The organism is Microcoleus sp. MON1_C5, assembly GCF_036701875.1.
GTDB lineage: Bacteria > Cyanobacteriota > Cyanobacteriia > Cyanobacteriales > Microcoleaceae > Microcoleus.
Genome location: NZ_JAUBRN010000004.1, coordinates 22244 through 40414, shown reverse-complemented (window position 1 = coordinate 40414; position 18171 = coordinate 22244). Strand labels below are relative to the sequence as shown.

The following is an 18171-nucleotide window of genomic DNA, read 5'->3' as shown; positions in this document are numbered from 1 at the left end:
GTAAAAGACACTTAATCTTTTCTAATTGTTAGTTTGAAAACCGCTCCAAACCCAAAAAACCCGGTTTTTTGCCGTTTATGCGGGCTGTAACGCGTCTTCTCAGGAAAAAACCCCGTTTCTGACCACCCTTGCGTAAGTCCGATTTTATTTCTTTACGGATGCTTACAGAGTTAAATGTAAATTTTCTCACATTCTCTCTTGTGAAAGGTGGCAGGTAAAAATGGCAAAGCGCATCTGGAAATTCTTAAATACTGATATCAAAGAACTGTGTTCCGCCGAAGCAGCGGAGGGAATCGGAGAAGCTGGGAAAACAGCCGCAGAATTGGCAAAAATGTTCAAAGAACAAAAGCTGGACAATAGCAACTTGCTGCTAGAGGTTTTGAACTCTCCCTTAGCTCAAGTTGTGGGAACTGGATTGCCATTTATCGGGATTGCGGCGAAAATGCTGGCGTTTTTTATCGAAAAAACTCAACAGCAGCCGACTTTAGCTGAGTGCATTGCCCTCGTCAGTCAGGCGGCTTATCTGGAAAGTTTTAAGGAGGTTATTGGACCAGATGAGAGTCTGTTAAATCGCATGGGGCAAACTCCGGTTTCCGATAAAGTTAAGCAGTTGCTTAAAAAATTGGCAGATTTAGAAGTTAACGATAAAGCAGCCAAAGAAACTGTTATTTGCTTCCGCGATTCGATGTTAGCCACGGAATTTAACCGAGTGCTGTCAGAGCGGCTGCAACAAGCCGGACTGAAGGCCGATGAAGCTCAAATTTTGACAAAGAGAGTTGCTGCTAATACTCACCGCTATTTGATCGAAGCTTGGGCAGTTTCCGGCGATTCCATGAAACATCTTGGACAGCCTTCTATCACCGAATGGCGGGAGGAACAGCAGAAATATCAAAGCATTGACAACTACCTGCAAAAACTGATAGCCTCTCTACCCCTAGAACCCGTATTTGCAGAAAATTTTTCATTCAAGGATATCTACGTCCCTCTGAAGGCAAAGGCAATTGATAAAAATGGTGCTGTTAATAAGCGTGTCGCAGCATTTGATTTAGAAAGTTGGGCAAAAAACTTGCTTGCAGATGAAAACAAACAAAATCTGGTGATGTTCGTCGAAGCTGGACCCGGACGCGGCAAGAGCGTTTTTTGTCGGATGTTTGCTGACTGGGTGCGGCAACATTTGCATCCAGTTTGGACGCCCGTGTTAATTCGACTGCGAGATATTCCCACATTGCAAAAGAGTTTTCGAGAGACGCTAAAAGATGCAGTTACTGCGGGTTTTGCTAGCGATGACGGCTGGTTGATGGATCTAAACACACGATATTTGTTTTTCTTGGATGGCTTTGACGAGTTGGTGATGGAGGGGAGAAGTAGCGGCGGTTTAGAGCAATTTCTCAAGCAAGTAGGACAATTTCAGCGGGACTGCGAGCAGAATTCGGAAATGAGACACCGGGTTTTGATTACTGGCCGAACTTTAGCTTTGCAAGGGATTGAAAGGCAAATGCCAGATAACCTGGAGCGAGTCAAAATTGAGGTGATGGATAACCGACTACAGCAACAGTGGTTAAGCAAGTGGAAAGCCCAATTTGGTGCGGCAAAAACCTCAGCTTTTAAGCATTTTTTGCAACATCAAAGCTGTCCACAAAATGTAAAATCAGAACTGTCGCGAGAACCGCTATTGCTTTATCTCTTAGCGGCGATGCACCGGGACGAAACCTTGAAACTTGAGGATTTTCAAGGAACTAACAGCACTCAAGCAAAAATTTTGATTTACAACAAAACTGTGAATTGGGTACTCACGGAACAGCGGTCTGAAAAGCTCAATCGCGATTTGACAGAATTGGAAACAGAGGATTTGCGGCGCATCCTTACAGAAGCCGCGTTGTGCGTGGTGCAGTCGGGAGGGGAATGCGCTCCTGTAGCGATGATTGAAAAACGATTGAAAGCACATGACTCAGCTAAAGAATTTCTGGAGGAAGCACAAAAACGGATTGATGATCCTCTGAGAAATGCTTTGGCGGTTTTTTATCTTCAGCAAGGCAGCAAAGAAGGTTCTGTGGAGTTTGTACACAAGAGTTTTGGTGAATTTCTGTGTGCGGAACGATTGAAACAAAGTCTGGAAGAGTGGACGGAACCAGGAAACAAACGTAGAGGATTTAATATTCAAGACTCTCAGATGGACGGGGAGATTTATGATTTGTTGGGTTATGGGCCGCTGACGCGAGAAATTGTGGAATATTTGATGGGGTTGTTAACAACTCCGGCTGTTGCAGGGGAAGAAAGTTTGTTTCGCCCTGTGGAGTTATTCCAGCGTCTGGAGGGTTTTTATGTGCGGTGGTGCGAGGGGGAATTTATTGATGCGCCGCCGGAAAATTTGCCTCAAAAGAAGATGCGCCTACTGCGAGAGCAATTGAGAACCTCAACCTTGGGACAGCGACAAATAGATATTTATGCTGGTTTGAATGCGATGATTTTGCTGTTGGAGTTGCACCGTTACGGTCAGGAGACACCTGAATTCAAAGACAAAATAATGTTTTATCCTTGCGGGAAACCTAATGCTGAAGGTAAACTTGACGATCCAAGTCGGTTGTTGCGTCTCATAGGTTATAGCGGGTGTGTTGGGGGTTCTGGCTTTCGCCAAACAGTTGGGAGCTTCCTCAGTGGCGCAAACCTCAGTGGCGCAAACCTCTGCCACGCAAACCTCAGCCGCGCAGACCTCAACGGCGCAGAACTCAGCGATGCATACCTCATTGACGCAGACCTCAGCGGCGCAGAACTCAGCGGCGCAAACCTCAGCGACGCAAACCTCAGCGGCGCAAACCTCAGCGGCGCAAACCTCAGCGGCGCAAACCTCAGCGGCGCAAAGCTTTTCGGCGCAAACCTCAGCGGCGTAAACCTCAGCGGCGCATACCTCAGCGACGCAAACCTCAGCGGCGCATACCTCAGCGACGCATACCTCAGCGGCGCAGACCTCAGTGGCGCATACCTCAGCGACGCAGACCTCAGCGACGCAGACCTCAGCGACGCAAACCTCAGCGACGCAAACCTCAGCGGCGCATACCTCAGCGGCGCATACCTCAGCGGCGCAAAGCTTTTCGGTGCAAACCTCAGCGGCGCAAACCTCAGCGGCGCAGACCTCAGCGGCGCATACCTCGGTGATCGCACTTTTGGCGATGTCAAATGGAACGAAAACACAAAGTGGGAGAATGTTCGAGGTTTGGATACAGCCGTTAATGTTCCAGAAGCGTTAAGGCGACAGCTAGGAATGCAGTAGAAACCTTTTTCCACGCTTGGCGTATCATTTTTATGAAAAGGCTTTCCGGCCTGTTCCACAAAGAGTGAATTTTCTTGTGGGGTGGGCCCGAGAGTCCGCCCCCGAAAGACCGATCGACATACGAAGGTCGATCGACCTTATTTTATCCAAAAGGTCGATCGAACTGGATTCAAGCCGTTGCAGAACATTTGCGCGATCGTAACAATTCCAAAGCTTGCTGTTTCACCCTACCCTCCATCACCTCTTTTTGCAAATTAATAAAAGCCTCAAAATCTTCTAAACCGTACTTAGTCATCTGCAACTGCTGTCGCAACTGTTCTTCGGCCTCAACCGTTAAGCAACCTGTTGCCAAAGCTTTTCGGACAATTTTACTGATTAAAGTCATACTAGATTCACCCTGAATACACCTACATTAAAACACTGAAGTTTTGTCACCCGACTAACTCAGGTTTTAGTTTGTTTCATAATTACACTTCAAATAGGTTAAATCTACCTTAAGGTGTATGTAAATAAAGTTATTTTGGATACATCCAGGAAACTGTAGAGATTTTAAATGTACAGTGCGATTAAATTGAGCTATTTAGTTTTGGCCCGGCTGTATTATTATTCCCTTACCTTAAATCTACCTTAAGGCATAATTTAAACATAGCGATTTGTGACATTGGAAATTGTATTGCTGTTAAATGTAGAGTGCGCTTAAATTCGTATATTTAGTTTCTGTCTAACAACAGCCGCCATTCTCTGACAGCAAAAGGAGGAACCAGCAATTCTGTTTCTTTTTGATTTTTTACGGGAAAATTCAACAGCAAAGGTCGATTACTTTCCAGTTGTGTAATTATTGATTTGAAATCGTATTCTCCGACATTAATTGGCAAACCCGACTCGTTCCAAATATCATTAGCATTGCCAATTTCCCGCTTGCCTGCAGCAACTTTCAGCGGAACCGGGTGCTGCAATTCTGTTCCGGGAAATCCTACTAATCTCAGATTTAAAGACTTTACTACTCCCGACTTGACTCGCTTGTACAAAACCACTTGCCATGCTTTTTCGTCTGTATCGCGCAGGCTTTGTACGGATCGAAACATTACTGTCTCGGCAGTTTCTTGATATTTGTGAATCGAGGCGAAAGCAGGCGGGCTAACCGCTAAGATTATATACAAGCACAAGCTAATAATAGTTAAAGTTCTACGCCAACAATAATATTTTTTCAACTTCCAATACCTCCAATAGTTTACATTTTTTTAGCAAACAACAGAAAAAAGGACAGGTTTGTATTGAGATTATTAAGGGATGAACAATAGAAGACAAGAAGCAGGCAGGCTTTGTATAAAGATTATTCATCTATTACCAAGTTACGCGCTAAACCTGCCCCTACATTATACCTCGGCTTGGTTTCCTGAAGTTAGGCGCTAAACCTGGTCTTACAATGTAGATAGTCTGGTTTATTTCCAATCGGTTTCAGCTTGGGATAGCACGTAAGCTGAAACATCGATAATTTGTTGTTCCGACAAACGATCTTTGTAAGCGGGCATAATACCTTTGCCGTTGGTTACTAAGTTGGAAATGTTGGCGATGGAATCCATGCCGTATTTTTTTAATGCTTTTTGTTTCAAGTTTTTGCCGCGCCTGATAATGTTGCCGCCGTTGATGTGACAGCCTGCACAGTTGGCGCTGAAGACTTCGGCTGCGGTTGTGGGATTTGTAGCTGTATCTGCGAGGGCGATTTGGGAATTAGTGGCGATTTCTACAAATGCCAGTGTGAGTATCAATAGAAAGGCGGTGAGAATTTTTTTTAAGTTATTTAGCGAAATCATTTATTTGCAATTTGAAAAATAGTGCTGATTTAAGGATATCACTAAATACGGATTTTGGGGTTAACTCAGCGATTCATTCTTCCCAATCGAATGTGCGGGAAACTGCTTTTTTCCAAAAGCGATATTTTTGCTCGCGAAGTGCGATCGGCATTGTCGGCTCCCAAGTACAATCCACCGCCCAATTGTCGCGCAATTCGGCTAGCTGACTCCAAAAACCCACCGCCAAACCTGCCGCATAAGCCGCACCGAGTGCAGTAGTTTCTGCTACCACAGGCCGCACCACAGGCACTCCCAAAACATCGCTCTGAAACTGCATCAGCGTGTGATTTCCCACCATACCTCCGTCTACTTTTAAAGACAAAAGCTGCACTGCTGAATCCTGATTCATCGCATCCAATATTTCCCGCGTTTGCCACGCTGTCGCTTCCAATACTGCGCGGGCAATGTGTGCCTTAGTCGCGTAGCGAGTTAAACCTGCAATTACTCCCCGCGCGCTGTCTTTCCAATAGGGCGCGTAGAGTCCAGAAAAGGCCGGGACAATGTAAACTCCGCCGCTATCTTCGACTGTATTTGCTAATGTTTCTACTTCTGCAGATGTGTTGATGATGCCCAAATTGTCCCGCAGCCACTGCACTAGAGCTCCGGCGATCGCAATACTGCCTTCCAAAGCATACACAGCGGGCGATTCCCCCATCTTGTAGGCGACTGTTGTCAGCAACCCGTTTTTTGAAGGGACGATCGCCTCACCGGTATTCAGCAGCATAAAACAGCCCGTACCGTAAGTATTTTTTGCTTCCCCGGGACTGAAACAAGTTTGCCCGACGAGAGCGGCCTGCTGATCGCCCAAAGCAGCAGCAATTGGAACACCTGCAAGCAATCCTTTTGCAGTTCCAAAAACTTGACTCGAAGGGCGAATTTCTGGCAGCATCTGGCGGGGAATTGCCATTATTTCCAAAGTTTCGGCATCCCAATCCAGGGTTTGCAAATCCATCAGCATCGTGCGGCTGGCGTTGGTAACATCGGTAATGTGCGCGCCGCCAGTCAGGTGCCAAATCAGAAAAGTATCGACATTGCCAAAAATACCATCCCCTTGATTTGCAGCTTCCCGCAATCCTGGAATATTGTCCAGCATCCACTTAATTTTCGGCCCGCTGAAATAAGTAGCCAGCGGCAAACCGCATCGTTTTTGAAATCGATCTTTGCCCTTAACTTCAGCTAATTGATCGCAAATAAAGCGAGTGCGGGTATCTTGCCAAACAATCGCATTGCCGTAAGGCTTGCCAGTTTTTCTGTCCCAAACAATTGCAGTTTCGCGCTGGTTGGTAATACCGAGGGCAGCAATATCTTTGGGATCGATATTGCCGATTTCGAGGGCATTTTTAATCACGCTTTGGGTTCGCTGCCAAATTTCCTCGGGATTGTGTTCAACCCATCCTGGTTGCGGATAGATTTGCTGGTGTTCTTGTTGGTTGCTGCAAATTATCTGTCCGCGGCGATCGAATATGATAAATCTGGTGCTGGTGGTTCCTTGGTCGATCGCTGCTACGTATTTTTTTGCCAATTGTCTAAAACCTTTTTAGTAATGAGCTATTTAACGTATATGATACTATGTAAAACACAAGCTAATCTCAAAAACTTTAGTTTAGGGAACTCCACAAGTTGAAACTGGCAGATTTGCTCAGGCTCGATCGCACAATTAAGGTTATTGGCTTTGACGACGCTCCGTTTTCTCGTACAAGCGGCAGTATGGTGTCGATCGCGGGCATAGTCTGCGGGGGAACTCGATTTGAAGGAATGGTGTGGGGACAACTTTTCCCAGACGGATTAGATGCCACGGATGCTATTTCTGGGCTACTCCTCGGAGGCAAATTTCTGCCGCAATTGCATCTTGTTTTGCTAGACGGAATTGCTTTCGGCGGCTTCAATATTATTGACCTTCCCGAGTTAGCATCGCGGCTGCAAATTCCTTGCGTTGCTGTCATGCGGCGCCAACCAGATTTAGCTGCTGTTGAAAAAGCCCTCCGCCATTTACCCGATTCAGAATACCGTTTAGAATTGTTGCGCCGCGCCGGAAAAATTCACACTTTTGAACCTTTCTTTTTTCAAGTTTGTGGCGAAAAAGCCGAAGTAATTGCGCTGGTGCTTCAGCGTTTGACAGACACTGGGAAAGTTCCTGAAGCTTTGCGTTTAGCTCATTTGATTGGTGCGGCGGTAATTAATGGAGTTAGTAGCAGTTCTGCTTAAATTATTATTAAGAACGGGCAAGATGCCCGTTCCACAAAGAGTAAATTTTCTTGTGGGGTGGGCATCCTGCCCGCCCATGAAAGGCTTATTGACAATGGTGCAATATGTCAGTTTGTACTCTCTTACTTACACAATTTCGCCGTCAATTTCACCGAATTCGATTTGAGTTCCCAATGCCAAAGTCAGGGTACTTTCAGGTTCTACCATTTTTATGTCGCCTTGAATGTCTGTAGCCCACCAAGCGCGATCGCACAAATTGGTCAATCCTAACGAAAGCTCGTTTCTCGATCGAGAAGTAACTATAGCTACAAGACCGTTAGAGGCTGCGGCTGTTAAACTCGGTATGTCAGAGTTGAATAGTTGAGTTCCCGCACTCAGAGGAATAACTCGACTGCCTACTTTCAGAGAAAGTTGGCTGCTGGTAAAAGAATTTACTGCGGGCTGATCTGATATAAAGGTAGGCGGAATATTTGTTGGTGTTGGGGCTGGCAAGTCCGAGTTTCCTACTGTAATTGTACAGTTGCCGATTTTCTTTTGGTCGCCCGATCGCAAATAACTCACCGCCCCACTATCAACATTCTCGCAAACAATTTGACCTGCTTCCAATTGAAATCGCATGGCCAAGGGCGAAACATTAGGAATGCAGATAATAGACAAATTTTCATCGCTACCAAAAGTTATCGGTTCCGATCCCAGAGTGAGAGTGCGATTTGCTCCGGTATCGTAACTAATTACCAGCCAAGCTTTGTTGAACAAAGTTTCAGCTACAACCAACATGATGCCTATCCAAAAACCGATCGCAGCACAGCCAGCTAAACGGCCCGCGGTACCGGATAGATTGTAAGCAAACAGAATAAACAAACAGCCGCCCAAAACTCCTCCAACACCGCCGCCTCCCGTGCCGCGAAGCGCTCCCAAATTAGGAATCCGCTGTGCAAGTCCCAGTCCTAACAAACTGCCAGCTATTCCCCAGCAAATTACTCGCAATAATTCGTTGTTTCCGTCGCCAATTCCGCTGTAAATACCTTCGGCAATCGCCCCAGAAATCGCTCCTGCTATTAAACCAAACAATCCGCCATTTTTTAAAGCCTGTTTAATTTGAGGCTTGCCTTTGATATAGTAATAATAGCCGAACATGATAGCAGTAGCAATGCCACCGCCTACCAATCCAAACCAGCGAGCTGTGGACAATACACTGTCAAAAACAGATTCCGAACCAGTGAGCCCCTGCATGAAAGGTTCGGTGATTAGATTGCCGGCGAAACCGCCGACAGCACCGCTAATGCCAAACTGTAAAGCTTTTTTAAGGGCTGATAGATTTCTTTTCACGGCGCACCAGATTAAAAGTGAGAGTCAAATCTAGCTACAAGCTCGAAACTTACGATTTCCGACGATCTTAATATCTGGCATCACGATCGAGAACAGACCCGACGGCCTGTTGCACAAACGCAAAGAGTGAGTTTTCTTGTGAGGAGTAGGGGTTGGCAGGATATCCCCCCCGTCCAAGACTTATTCAGAATGGTGCAAGATGTGAGACGATCGCACATCTCCCCCTCTATCTCCGGCCTGTCTCCCTTCCCTCTCAGGGAAAAGTCTTTGAGCGTTGCACCGTCGCCCGCCACAAATCCCCCTTAATAATCTATCGCCTGTAACCCTTGCTGTGAGAGAATTATAGCGAGTTTTTAATCCGTGAAATTTTAACGCAGAACACCCTAGCGAGGGTCCCAATATGAAAAGGAATGTTACAAACTATTACAGTAACACTCAGAATGTGAACATAATGCCTCAAAATACTTGCGAGAGGTAGTTGTGTCAGAGAAGCAATATCCTTACTAACTGCCGGACAGTCACTCGATCGCCACTAAGTGGCCTGCTGCAATCTCGATCGTAAATTAAAGATCGCATCAGTCATTTGTGGTATTGTAAGCGACAGGCTTAGTGCGAGCACTCACAACCGCACCGGCGTGAAGAACGAGCGCCGTTAAGCACCGAAGGCAGTCACCCGCCAACAACTTCAACAGTTGCTGAGTGTGGAAAGTCCAGCCTTCCCCGTCAAAGCTCCTGCCTGAGCAGGAAAGATACGGGACGCAAGCGCCCGCCTTCGCTAGCCCAGCGCAGAGCAGTTCATATAGCAAAATATCCAGCGGGTACACACAAGATGAGTATCGTCACCAAATCAATCGTCAACGCAGACGCCGAAGCTCGCTACTTGAGCCCAGGTGAATTAGATCGGATCAAGAGCTTTGTCACCTCTGGTGAACGCCGCGTCCGCATCGCCCAAATTTTGAGCGAATCCCGCGAACGCATCGTCAAGCAAGCAGGCGACCAACTTTTCCAAAAGCGCCCTGATATTGTTTCTCCCGGCGGCAACGCTTACGGCGAAGAAATGACCGCAACTTGCTTGCGCGACATGGATTACTACCTGCGTTTGATCACCTACGGAATCGTAGCTGGCGACATTACTCCGATCGAAGAAATCGGTATTGTCGGCGTCCGCGAAATGTACAAATCTCTCGGCACCCCGATTGAAGGCGTCGCCGAAGGCATTCGCGCTATGAAAAGTGCAGCAAGCTCGCTGCTGTCTGGAGAAGACGCTTCCGAAGCTTCCTCTTACTTCGACTACGTTATCGGTGCGATGCAGTAAGGAATTTGATTTTAGGTTTTCGATTTTAGATTAAAAAATTGGGGGTTGCCGGCAACAAGTTAAAAGCTTTTGCAAATAACCAGCCAGTTAAAAATCTCAAATCTCAAATCCCAAATTCCAAATTCTAGCTCCAAAATTGGACTGACTCAGCCACTTTCTAGGAAACAAGACAACCATGCAAGACGCAATTACCGCCGTTATCAATTCCTCTGACGTTCAAGGTAAGTACCTGGACATCAGCGCTCTAGACAAGCTCAAAAACTACTTTGCTTCTGGCGAACTGCGCGTCCGCGCCGCTACAGCCATCAGCGCCAATGCAGCCACAATCGTCAAAGAAGCAGTTGCTAAGTCTCTGTTGTACTCTGACGTAACTCGTCCCGGCGGCAATATGTACACCACTCGTCGTTATGCAGCTTGCATCCGCGACTTGGACTACTACCTCCGCTACGCCACCTACGCTATGTTAGCTGGCGACCCTTCCATTCTCGATGAGCGCGTGCTCAACGGTTTGAAAGAAACCTACAACTCCTTGGGCGTGCCCATCGGTTCTACCGTACAAGCAATCCAAGCAATGAAAGAAGTCACCGCCGGTTTGGTCGGTTCTGACGCTGGTAAAGAAATGGGCGTCTATTTCGACTACATCTGCTCTGGCTTGAGCTAAGACTCAGGAAGAAGGAAGAAGGAAGAAGGAAGAAAGAAGAAGAAGAAATAACATTTATTTCTTGCCTCTTTTAACTTTTAACTTTGGACTTGTTACCTTTGGCTTTGAAAAGAGGTCAGGGAAGTTGAGAGTGATTGCTAGACCGTCAAAGGCTTGTCGAGAAAGCCCGACGAGTTTTAACGAGCTAGTTTTGACTCCTAACTCCCTGCCTTCAATCTTTAAAAAATCCATCTAAAAATCTGTAAACCTACTCAGGAGTTAGTTTCCCATGAGAATGTTTAAGGTGACTGCTTGCGTCCCCAGTCAAACTCGCATCCGCACTCAGCGCGAATTGCAAAATACCTATTTTACTAAGCTGGTTCCCTACGACAACTGGTTCCGGGAACAGCAAAGAATTATGAAAATGGGCGGCAGAATTATTAAAGTGCAACTGGCTACCGGTAAGCCCGGAGCTAATACAGGTTTACTTTAAGAGCCGAAGCTGGATTAGTAGAGGGGTAAGAGGTCGCGATGACCTCTTTTTTGTTGTTTAGTCTTGGGCGCACGGGTGCTCAGAAACCGGTTTTTTTTTGCCCAGAAGGCGCGTCACAGACCGCAGAAACGGCAAAAAACCCGGTTATGAAGGTTTGGGTGCGTAAGTCCCGATCATTAAGGTTATTCAAAGGCTTCGCGGAGGACGGTTTGCATGAGGTCTTCGGCGAGTTGTTTGCGGTGTTTGATTTGTTGTTCTAGTTGGTCGATTATGTTCATTAGGCGATCGACTTTTTCAGCGATCACTTTTTGTTCGGCAAGAGGAGGAAGGGGGAAACAAAAGCTTCGTAATTTAGTTGCATTAATATTAGATTGTCCTATTGCATCAACCTTAATTGTATGACACCAATCTCTATGAAGTTGAGAATTCATTACATAGTTAGTGTATTGAAAACTTATTGAACCAAGCATTCTATAGCGAACCAAATAACCTGCATAGATCATCTTTTTATCATAGAGAAACAAAGACGTTTTTCCTACCAATTCACGACTATTTGTTCTATTAAAAAGTAGATCGCCGTAAAATAAAGCATATTGTTCTATTTCTTTTTCTTCATTTGTATATACTAAATCTGTTAAATCAACTAATCCATTTTGCAAATTTCCCATTCTTAAAACTGGAACTTTCCCAGACTTAAGTGATTTAGAGCTTGATCCATATTCAAAACCTTCGGCAATTTCTACTAAACGACACCAAACCCAACTATCAGGTAAAGAAAATGGGATTTCATCGGGTGAGATTTCGGGGAGGGGTTTTTCTTTTTTCAGTTTTCCGTCAGCAATTAATTGTTGTTTTTCCGCTTTGATTTTGGCGAGGAGTGCTGCTGCGTCGGTGTCTGGATTTCCCTTTTGCATTGGGTTTTGCGTGCGCCATTCTGCCGTGAGTTGACCTGCGATCGCCTCTTGTAAAATCGCCTGTTTCAAATTAGAAATTATCTGGGATTGCTTCTCATTTTCACTAATAATTAACTTTAAATTTTGATGAACAATATTTATTTTATGAAAATAAAACTGAGCTTGTTTTAAAACAGAATTTTTTAGAGATTTATCTTTTTTATATTCTACAATTTCATCCTGAATTTCTTTTGGACATGAGGCGAATATTATGGTTGTCATTTTATTCGCATTCACATTAGGCTGTGCCGTTCCATTTTTTAAATCAAGAATTTGATTCCAGAACAAATAGGAATTTAAAAATAGATAAATATATTCTGGGTTGTAATCTTCAGATACAGAAAGTCGTATTAAGTAACTTGCAAAAACACTGGTTTCCTCTATATTTTGAATTAACATAGTTTTTCCAGTAGTTCCGCCCGTTCGAGCAATCAATATATCTTTCTCGTCTAATCTATATTTATCAATTTCACTACAATCACAAAAAGGAACTGTAGCCCAATTAATACCATCTTCTTTAATGTCAGTGATTCTTAATAGTCTACAATTTCCTGAATCTTGAGCTGAAGCAGAAAAACCATATTGTGTTTTTGACAAAGCTTTTTTGAGGGGAAAAGCTTGCTTGTATTCCTCAAAAATAGACTTCATTAGGATAGTGTTTTCTAATTGGCTTAATTCTTCACTATCAGTTTTTATAAAGGACAGCTTGCAAAATTGAAAGTTGAGATTTTTAACCATTAATTCTTTCCTTTTTTAAACTATCTAACAACTCATCACTCTTACGAAAAGAATCATGCAACATCCCCAATAACTCCACCGAACTATAACTCCTCTCTTGCTCAGGCACATGAGGATTTTTGACATCTAAATTAAACCCAGTTTTCTCCAACTCCGCAAAACTCACCCGCCATGCGTACTCACTTTCCTCTCGCTGACCCCACCAAGCCTTCAGCGACTGAAACTCACTTTTCTGAATCGGTTTTTTCTTAGAATACGCCTTCACCCCTTCCATTAATTGATGTTCCCAATACCAGATTTCCTTTGTCGGCTTACCCTTCGTAAAAAACAAAAGATTAGTCGCCACAGATGCGTAGGGTTGAAACACTGAATTAGGCAAACGGATGATCGTATGTAGATTACAAGACTCCAATAAATGCTGACGAATCCGCGCCTTTACCCCATCCCCAGTCAACGATCCATCCGGTAAAACGATCGCCGCCCGTCCCCCATCGTGCAAATACCGCACCATCAACAACAGAAACAAATCCGCACTTTCCGTCGTGCGATAACTCATCGGGAAATTATCCTGCACCCCATCCGTCACCGAAGCCCCAAACGGCGGATTAGCCAAAATCACATCCACGCGATCGGCATCACCGATAGAAGTATATTCCCGATTCAGACTATCAGTATATTCAATATTCGGCACTTCAATGTCATGGAGAAACAAATTTGTCACCGCCAACATAAACGGTAAGGGCTTAAACTCCATCCCCTTAATCGTCTTTTCCAAAGTCTCCAGATCCCGCACCTGATCCAAACCTTGCTGACGCAGATGATTAATCGCACAGGTTAAAAAACCACCGGTTCCACAAGCCGGATCGAGTACCTTTTCCCCCAACATCGGGTTAACCATTTCTGTCATAAACTCCGTCAAAGCGCGAGGCGTGTAAAACTCCCCATAAGCGCCCGCCGTCTGGAGTTCGCGCAAAATAGTCTCGTAAATATCCCCGAATAAATGCCGATCTTCGGAACTTTCAAAATCAATTTCGTTGAGACTATTCAACACCTGCCGAATAATTGTCCCATTCTTCATGTAATTATTCGTACCCTCAAAAATCTCCCGCACGATCGCCGCCCGTTGATTTCCGGTGCTGATGTCGAGCGATCGCAAAGTGGGGAATAACTTACTATCAATAAAATTCCGTAACTCATCCCCCGTCATCCCCTCCTTATCCGCCGCCCAATTACCCCAGCGCAAAGGCTCGGGAACCACCGACACAAAATCATCCTTGAGCAATTCTAACTCTTTGTCACTAGCATCAAGAATTTTCAAGAATAACAACCAGCCCAACTGCTCGATCCTCTGTCCATCCCCAGACACACCGGGATCTTGCCGCATAAAATTACGCAGCCTTTTGATATTACCGCCCAGATTTTTCATTATGCCGCTAACTGATACAATTGAGACTTTAATTCTCGTAAAACTTCAATATATTGAGATTTACCGCCAAACAGTTTGACAATCTCCCCAGGAGAGCCAAGTTGTTTGAGCGGTTCTAATTTTAGCACAGAAATATCCTCTATATTCTCAATCCCATCTGTTGCATATTTTTCCAATAGGGCATCTAACACCGCCTGCGCCCGATCGCCATATTTCGCAAAACAATCTCGCTTGCGGACATTTTCCGCCCGTTCCTTCCGCGTCAAAGGAGGACAACCCCAAGCAACATAACAAATCAAATCAAATAAATCCAAATCTTTCTCAACATCCCTCTGCAAATCCTCAAGCACAACATCCTGTTCGCGCAGTTCAGCAATCAAAGCACTTTTTTTATCCGCCTGATGCCAACGGCTTAAAAACTCATCTAAACTACTAAACTTTTGCAGTAAATTTTGTTTCGTATAATCGCGCAAACTCGTTGTCACCAACTCTCCAGCATCATTAAGATATTGAATCCGCTCATTTAAGATTGTCACATCTACCCCAGCAATGTAAACCTTATCTCGCTTTTCTGTGATAATCTCGCCACCCTCAATAATTATCGGTTTTGTATTTTCTGGGTTGTCATTTTCTTGACCAAAATCAATGACTTCGCCCGTTTCCAGATCGATAATTTCGTATGTTGTATCCCCAGCAATATTCTCAGGTGTAAATGCCTCACCCTCGCGGACTTCCTTAATCATCACCGGATCGCCATCAAAAGTGCGATCGGCAAACTGATCCGTCACATTCCGAAAATCCATGATTGTGAAAAATCGCTTATCAAACTGTTCATTAATCCTGGTTCCCCGCCCAATAATTTGCTTAAACTCTGTTGGTGATTGAATATTAGAATCCAGCACAATTAATTTGCAAGTCTGAGCATCAACCCCCGTTGTCATCAACTTAGAAGTCGTGGCAATTACTGGATAACGTTCTTCAGGATTAATAAAATTATCCAATTCCAACTTACCTTGCTTATCCTCACCCGTAATTCGCATCACATATTTAGAATTTTCCCTGACTAAATCTCCTGCTTCATTAACAATGGCTTGTCGCATCCGTTCCGCGTGTTCAGTATCCACACAGAAAATAATCGTCTTCGCATAAACATCAGTTTTCCGCAAAAAATCCATCACCCGTTTAGCCACAGCCTGTGTGCGATCGTCAATTACCAAAGTTCGGTCAAAATCCTTGAGATTATAAATCCGATCCTCAACTAAATCCCCCGATTTATCTTGCTTACTCGCCTCTGGTCGATATCCTTCCAAATCCACATTCAAACCAACTCGAATCACCTTGTAAGGAGCCAGAAACCCATCATCAATCCCTTGCTTCAAGGAATAAGTGTAAATCGGCTCGCCAAAATATTCAATATTAGAGACTTCCTTTGTTTCCTTGGGAGTAGCAGTTAAACCCACCTGAGTAGCTGAACTAAAATATTCTAAAATTTCTCGCCATTTACTATCCTCAGCCGCGCTACCGCGATGACACTCATCAACGATAATTAAATCAAAAAAATCTGGACTAAACTCTCGATAGGAGTCCAGCACATCCTCATCATAATTAACTAAACCCTGATACAAAGCCAAATATATTTCAAATGCGGTGTCAACTTTTTTATGTTTAATCACCGTCATTTTATTTTTAAACTGCTTAAAATCACCGCGTTTCGTTTGACTGATTAACGATGTGCGATCGGCTAAAAACAAAATCCGTTTTTTAACACCATTTTTCCACATTCGATAAATTATTTGAAAAGCGGTGTAAGTCTTACCCGAACCCGTAGCCATCACCAATAGTAAACGATCTTGATTTTTGGCGATCGCTTCCACCGTCCGATTAATCGCAATTTGCTGATAATAGCGAGGTTGCCGCCCTTTTGGATCGAAAAAGTAATCAAAACTGGCGAGTTCTTCGGCTTCAGGCGTTTCAATCTGCTTATATTTCTTATATTTCTGCCAAAGTTGGTCAGGAGTCGGGAAATTATCAAGACTCAATTCTTGCTCAACTAAACTAGAAAAACCCGATTTATCATGTTCTAAAAACCCATCACCATTAGAACTAAAAGCTACAGGCAAATCTAAAATATCGGCATAGTCCAAAGCCTGCTGCATCCCCTGACCAACTGGATAAATATTCTTCTTAGCCTCAATAATAGCGATCGGAATATTCGACTTGTAATAAAGAATATAATCGGCTTTTTTTCCCCGCCCACGCTTGGTTATATTACCTTGGACATAAATCCGACCATCGGTGAAATAAACCTGTTCTCGGACTTGCTTACTAATATCCCACCCCGCTCGAACCAAAGCAGGTAAAATATACTGTGTACAAATATCCGCCTCTGAAAGCTCTCGTTTATTAGTCATCTGTAAATTCACTTACCTTGCTTATTAATGCGTAAATTAACCAATCTGGTACTTTAGCCATCTTTGTTAGAGTTTATGGAGATCATTCTAAAATCCTATGGCTAATGACATTCGACGCTTGATTCCCTTTTTTGACCCCAGCGCGTCTCAATGGGCCGCTGAGGCTCGCTGGCTGAGGTGGCTGACTTTTCTGTGGCTGTTTGTAGGGCTGACAGCATTGTTTTCGGCTTCCTATCCCATTGCAAATTATGAATTTGGAGACGGCCTTTATTATTTTAAACGACAGCTAGTCGCAGTGGCGATCGGGCTGGCCGGCTTTAACTTGATGGTGTACTCCCCACTGCGCTACATCATGAAAACATCTCAGTTAGGCGTTTTGTTGCTGCTGGGATTACTGTGGCTGACCTTGGTTCCGGGGGTGGGAACCACAATTAACGGGGCGACTCGCTGGATATCTCTTGGTCCGGTTCCGATTATTCAACCTTCTGAGTTGATCAAGCCGTTTTTTGTTCTCCAAAGCGCCCGCATTTTCGGCAACTGGTACCGGTTGACGAATAAAGTTCGCTTAACTTGGCTGTTAATTTTCGGTGCAATGCTGTTGGGAATTTTGTTGCAGCCGAATTTAAGTACCACGGCTTTGTGCGGGATGACTTTGTGGTTGGTGGCTTTGGCTGCGGGCTTGCCTTACTTGCAGTTGGGCGCAACGGCTATGGGAGGAATGCTTTTAGCCGTTTTAAGTATTAGTTTTAGGGAATATCAGCGCCGCCGGATTATGTCTTTTCTCAATCCTTGGGCTGACCCGATGCAAGACGGCTATCAGTTGATTCAAAGTCTCCTGGCTGTCGGTTCTGGGGGCGTTTGGGGTGTGGGTTTGGGGATGTCCCAGCAAAAGTTATTTTATTTGCCTATTCAGTACAGCGATTTTATTTTTGCTGTGTTTGCTGAGGAGTTTGGTTTGGTGGGAGGCTTCTCCCTGTTGCTGATGTTGGCGGCTTACTCTACTGTGGCGTTGAGGGTAGCGATGAAGGCTCGAAATAGTGAGAGTCAGTTGGTCGCGATCGGGGTGATGGTGGTGATGGTGGGGCAGTCGCTGCTGAATATTGGGGTGGCGACGGGGGTTTTGCCGACTACGGGTTTGCCACTGCCGTTTTTTAGTTATGGGGGTTCTTCGATGTTGGCAAGTTTGTTGTTGTCGGGGTTGCTGATTCGCGTGGCGAGGGAGAGTTCTGAGGCTGATGTGGTTTCTTTAAACGGCCTCCGTGGAAAGCCGGGAAAGCCGAACTTGCGATCGAACAACGCAACTACACAAACTGAATAATTTGTCAATAGTAAACACACCCGATTAACTTCCAGGCAGAGCCGGGGAACCAATCCCCAGAGGCTCTGCCTCGATTCTTGCTGGGGCAAATTGGAGGCTCCGCCTCCGGATCTGCCTGGTAAGGCAGATCCGGGGAACGAGTAATAGCAAATAAAAACTAACGATCGACTATTTCCGCCCCTCACCCTTATTGGGCGGTTCTTCTTGTTGTTCTTGAGGTTT

13 protein-coding genes and 2 pseudogenes are annotated in these 18171 nt (G+C 44.8%); 7 read left to right on the top strand and 8 right to left on the bottom strand.

The window, feature by feature from the left end:
* Positions 1 to 220: 220 nt before the first annotated feature.
* Together QUA71_RS03120 and QUA71_RS29180 are read left to right on the top strand one after the other, a co-directional pair.
* Positions 221 to 3007: pseudogene (locus QUA71_RS03120) on the top strand (pentapeptide repeat-containing protein); the annotation flags it as partial.
* Positions 3008 to 3031: 24 nt separating this feature from the next.
* A pseudogene (locus QUA71_RS29180) lies at positions 3032 to 3268 on the top strand (pentapeptide repeat-containing protein); the annotation flags it as partial.
* Between the two features lie 169 nt (positions 3269 to 3437).
* Here the strand turns inward: QUA71_RS29180 and QUA71_RS03115 are convergent.
* The 4 genes from QUA71_RS03115 to glpK all read right to left on the bottom strand — a co-directional run bounded on the left by QUA71_RS03115 (position 3438) and on the right by glpK (position 6643).
* Positions 3438 to 3653: a hypothetical protein gene (locus QUA71_RS03115; RefSeq protein WP_333282049.1), complete on the bottom strand. Its 216-nt coding sequence runs from the start codon at positions 3651 to 3653 to the stop codon at positions 3438 to 3440.
* A 325-nt stretch (positions 3654 to 3978) separates the two neighbouring features.
* Positions 3979 to 4428, bottom strand: a complete 450-nt coding sequence (locus tag QUA71_RS03110; protein WP_333282046.1) for a DUF3122 domain-containing protein — start codon at positions 4426 to 4428, stop codon at positions 3979 to 3981.
* A 282-nt stretch (positions 4429 to 4710) separates the two neighbouring features.
* Positions 4711 to 5082, bottom strand: coding sequence for a c-type cytochrome (locus QUA71_RS03105; protein ID WP_333282043.1), 372 nt, complete (start codon positions 5080 to 5082; stop codon positions 4711 to 4713).
* 73 nt (positions 5083 to 5155) lie between these two features.
* On the bottom strand, positions 5156 to 6643 hold the full coding sequence (gene glpK / locus QUA71_RS03100) for a glycerol kinase GlpK (protein ID WP_333282040.1): 1488 nt from the start codon (positions 6641 to 6643) through the stop codon (positions 5156 to 5158).
* A gap of 98 nt (positions 6644 to 6741) precedes the next feature.
* On the opposite strand from glpK, the gene QUA71_RS03095 reads away from it, so the two are divergent.
* Positions 6742 to 7326 (top strand): endonuclease dU, encoded by a 585-nt coding sequence (locus QUA71_RS03095; RefSeq protein ID WP_333282037.1) that lies wholly within the window; start codon positions 6742 to 6744, stop codon positions 7324 to 7326.
* A gap of 126 nt (positions 7327 to 7452) precedes the next feature.
* On the opposite strand, the gene QUA71_RS03090 is transcribed toward QUA71_RS03095, so the two are convergent.
* Positions 7453 to 8655: a hypothetical protein gene (locus tag QUA71_RS03090; RefSeq protein ID WP_333282034.1), complete on the bottom strand. Its 1203-nt coding sequence runs from the start codon at positions 8653 to 8655 to the stop codon at positions 7453 to 7455.
* Between the two features lie 829 nt (positions 8656 to 9484).
* Here QUA71_RS03090 and apcA point away from each other — a divergent pair.
* The 3 genes from apcA (at position 9485) to QUA71_RS03075 (ending at position 11103) form a co-directional block, all read left to right on the top strand.
* Positions 9485 to 9970 carry an allophycocyanin subunit alpha gene (apcA, locus tag QUA71_RS03085; protein WP_006634931.1) on the top strand — a complete coding sequence of 162 codons (486 nt, stop codon included), beginning with the start codon at positions 9485 to 9487 and terminating at the stop codon, positions 9968 to 9970.
* A 175-nt stretch (positions 9971 to 10145) separates the two neighbouring features.
* Positions 10146 to 10631, top strand: coding sequence for an allophycocyanin subunit beta (apcB, locus tag QUA71_RS03080; RefSeq protein ID WP_006634930.1), 486 nt, complete (start codon positions 10146 to 10148; stop codon positions 10629 to 10631).
* 268 nt (positions 10632 to 10899) lie between these two features.
* Positions 10900 to 11103, top strand: coding sequence for a phycobilisome linker polypeptide (locus tag QUA71_RS03075; protein ID WP_006634929.1), 204 nt, complete (start codon positions 10900 to 10902; stop codon positions 11101 to 11103).
* 182 nt (positions 11104 to 11285) lie between these two features.
* Here the strand turns inward: QUA71_RS03075 and QUA71_RS03070 are convergent, their stop codons facing one another.
* The 3 genes from QUA71_RS03070 to hsdR are packed head-to-tail and all read right to left on the bottom strand — an operon-like array spanning position 11286 to position 16631.
* Positions 11286 to 12794, bottom strand: coding sequence for a restriction endonuclease subunit S (locus QUA71_RS03070; RefSeq protein ID WP_333282030.1), 1509 nt, complete (start codon positions 12792 to 12794; stop codon positions 11286 to 11288).
* Complete coding sequence (locus QUA71_RS03065) at positions 12787 to 14220, bottom strand: class I SAM-dependent DNA methyltransferase (RefSeq protein WP_333282027.1); 1434 nt, start codon at positions 14218 to 14220, stop codon at positions 12787 to 12789. The genes QUA71_RS03070 and QUA71_RS03065 overlap by 8 nt, the downstream gene beginning before the upstream one ends.
* A complete protein-coding gene (gene hsdR / locus QUA71_RS03060; RefSeq protein ID WP_333282024.1) occupies positions 14220 to 16631 on the bottom strand; it encodes an EcoAI/FtnUII family type I restriction enzme subunit R in 2412 nt (803 codons plus the stop codon). The genes QUA71_RS03065 and hsdR overlap by 1 nt, the downstream gene beginning before the upstream one ends.
* 97 nt (positions 16632 to 16728) lie before the next feature.
* Between hsdR and QUA71_RS03055 the strand changes: the two genes are divergently transcribed.
* Positions 16729 to 17949 carry an FtsW/RodA/SpoVE family cell cycle protein gene (locus tag QUA71_RS03055; protein WP_333282021.1) on the top strand — a complete coding sequence of 407 codons (1221 nt, stop codon included), beginning with the start codon at positions 16729 to 16731 and terminating at the stop codon, positions 17947 to 17949.
* Positions 17950 to 18171: the final 222 nt, after the last annotated feature.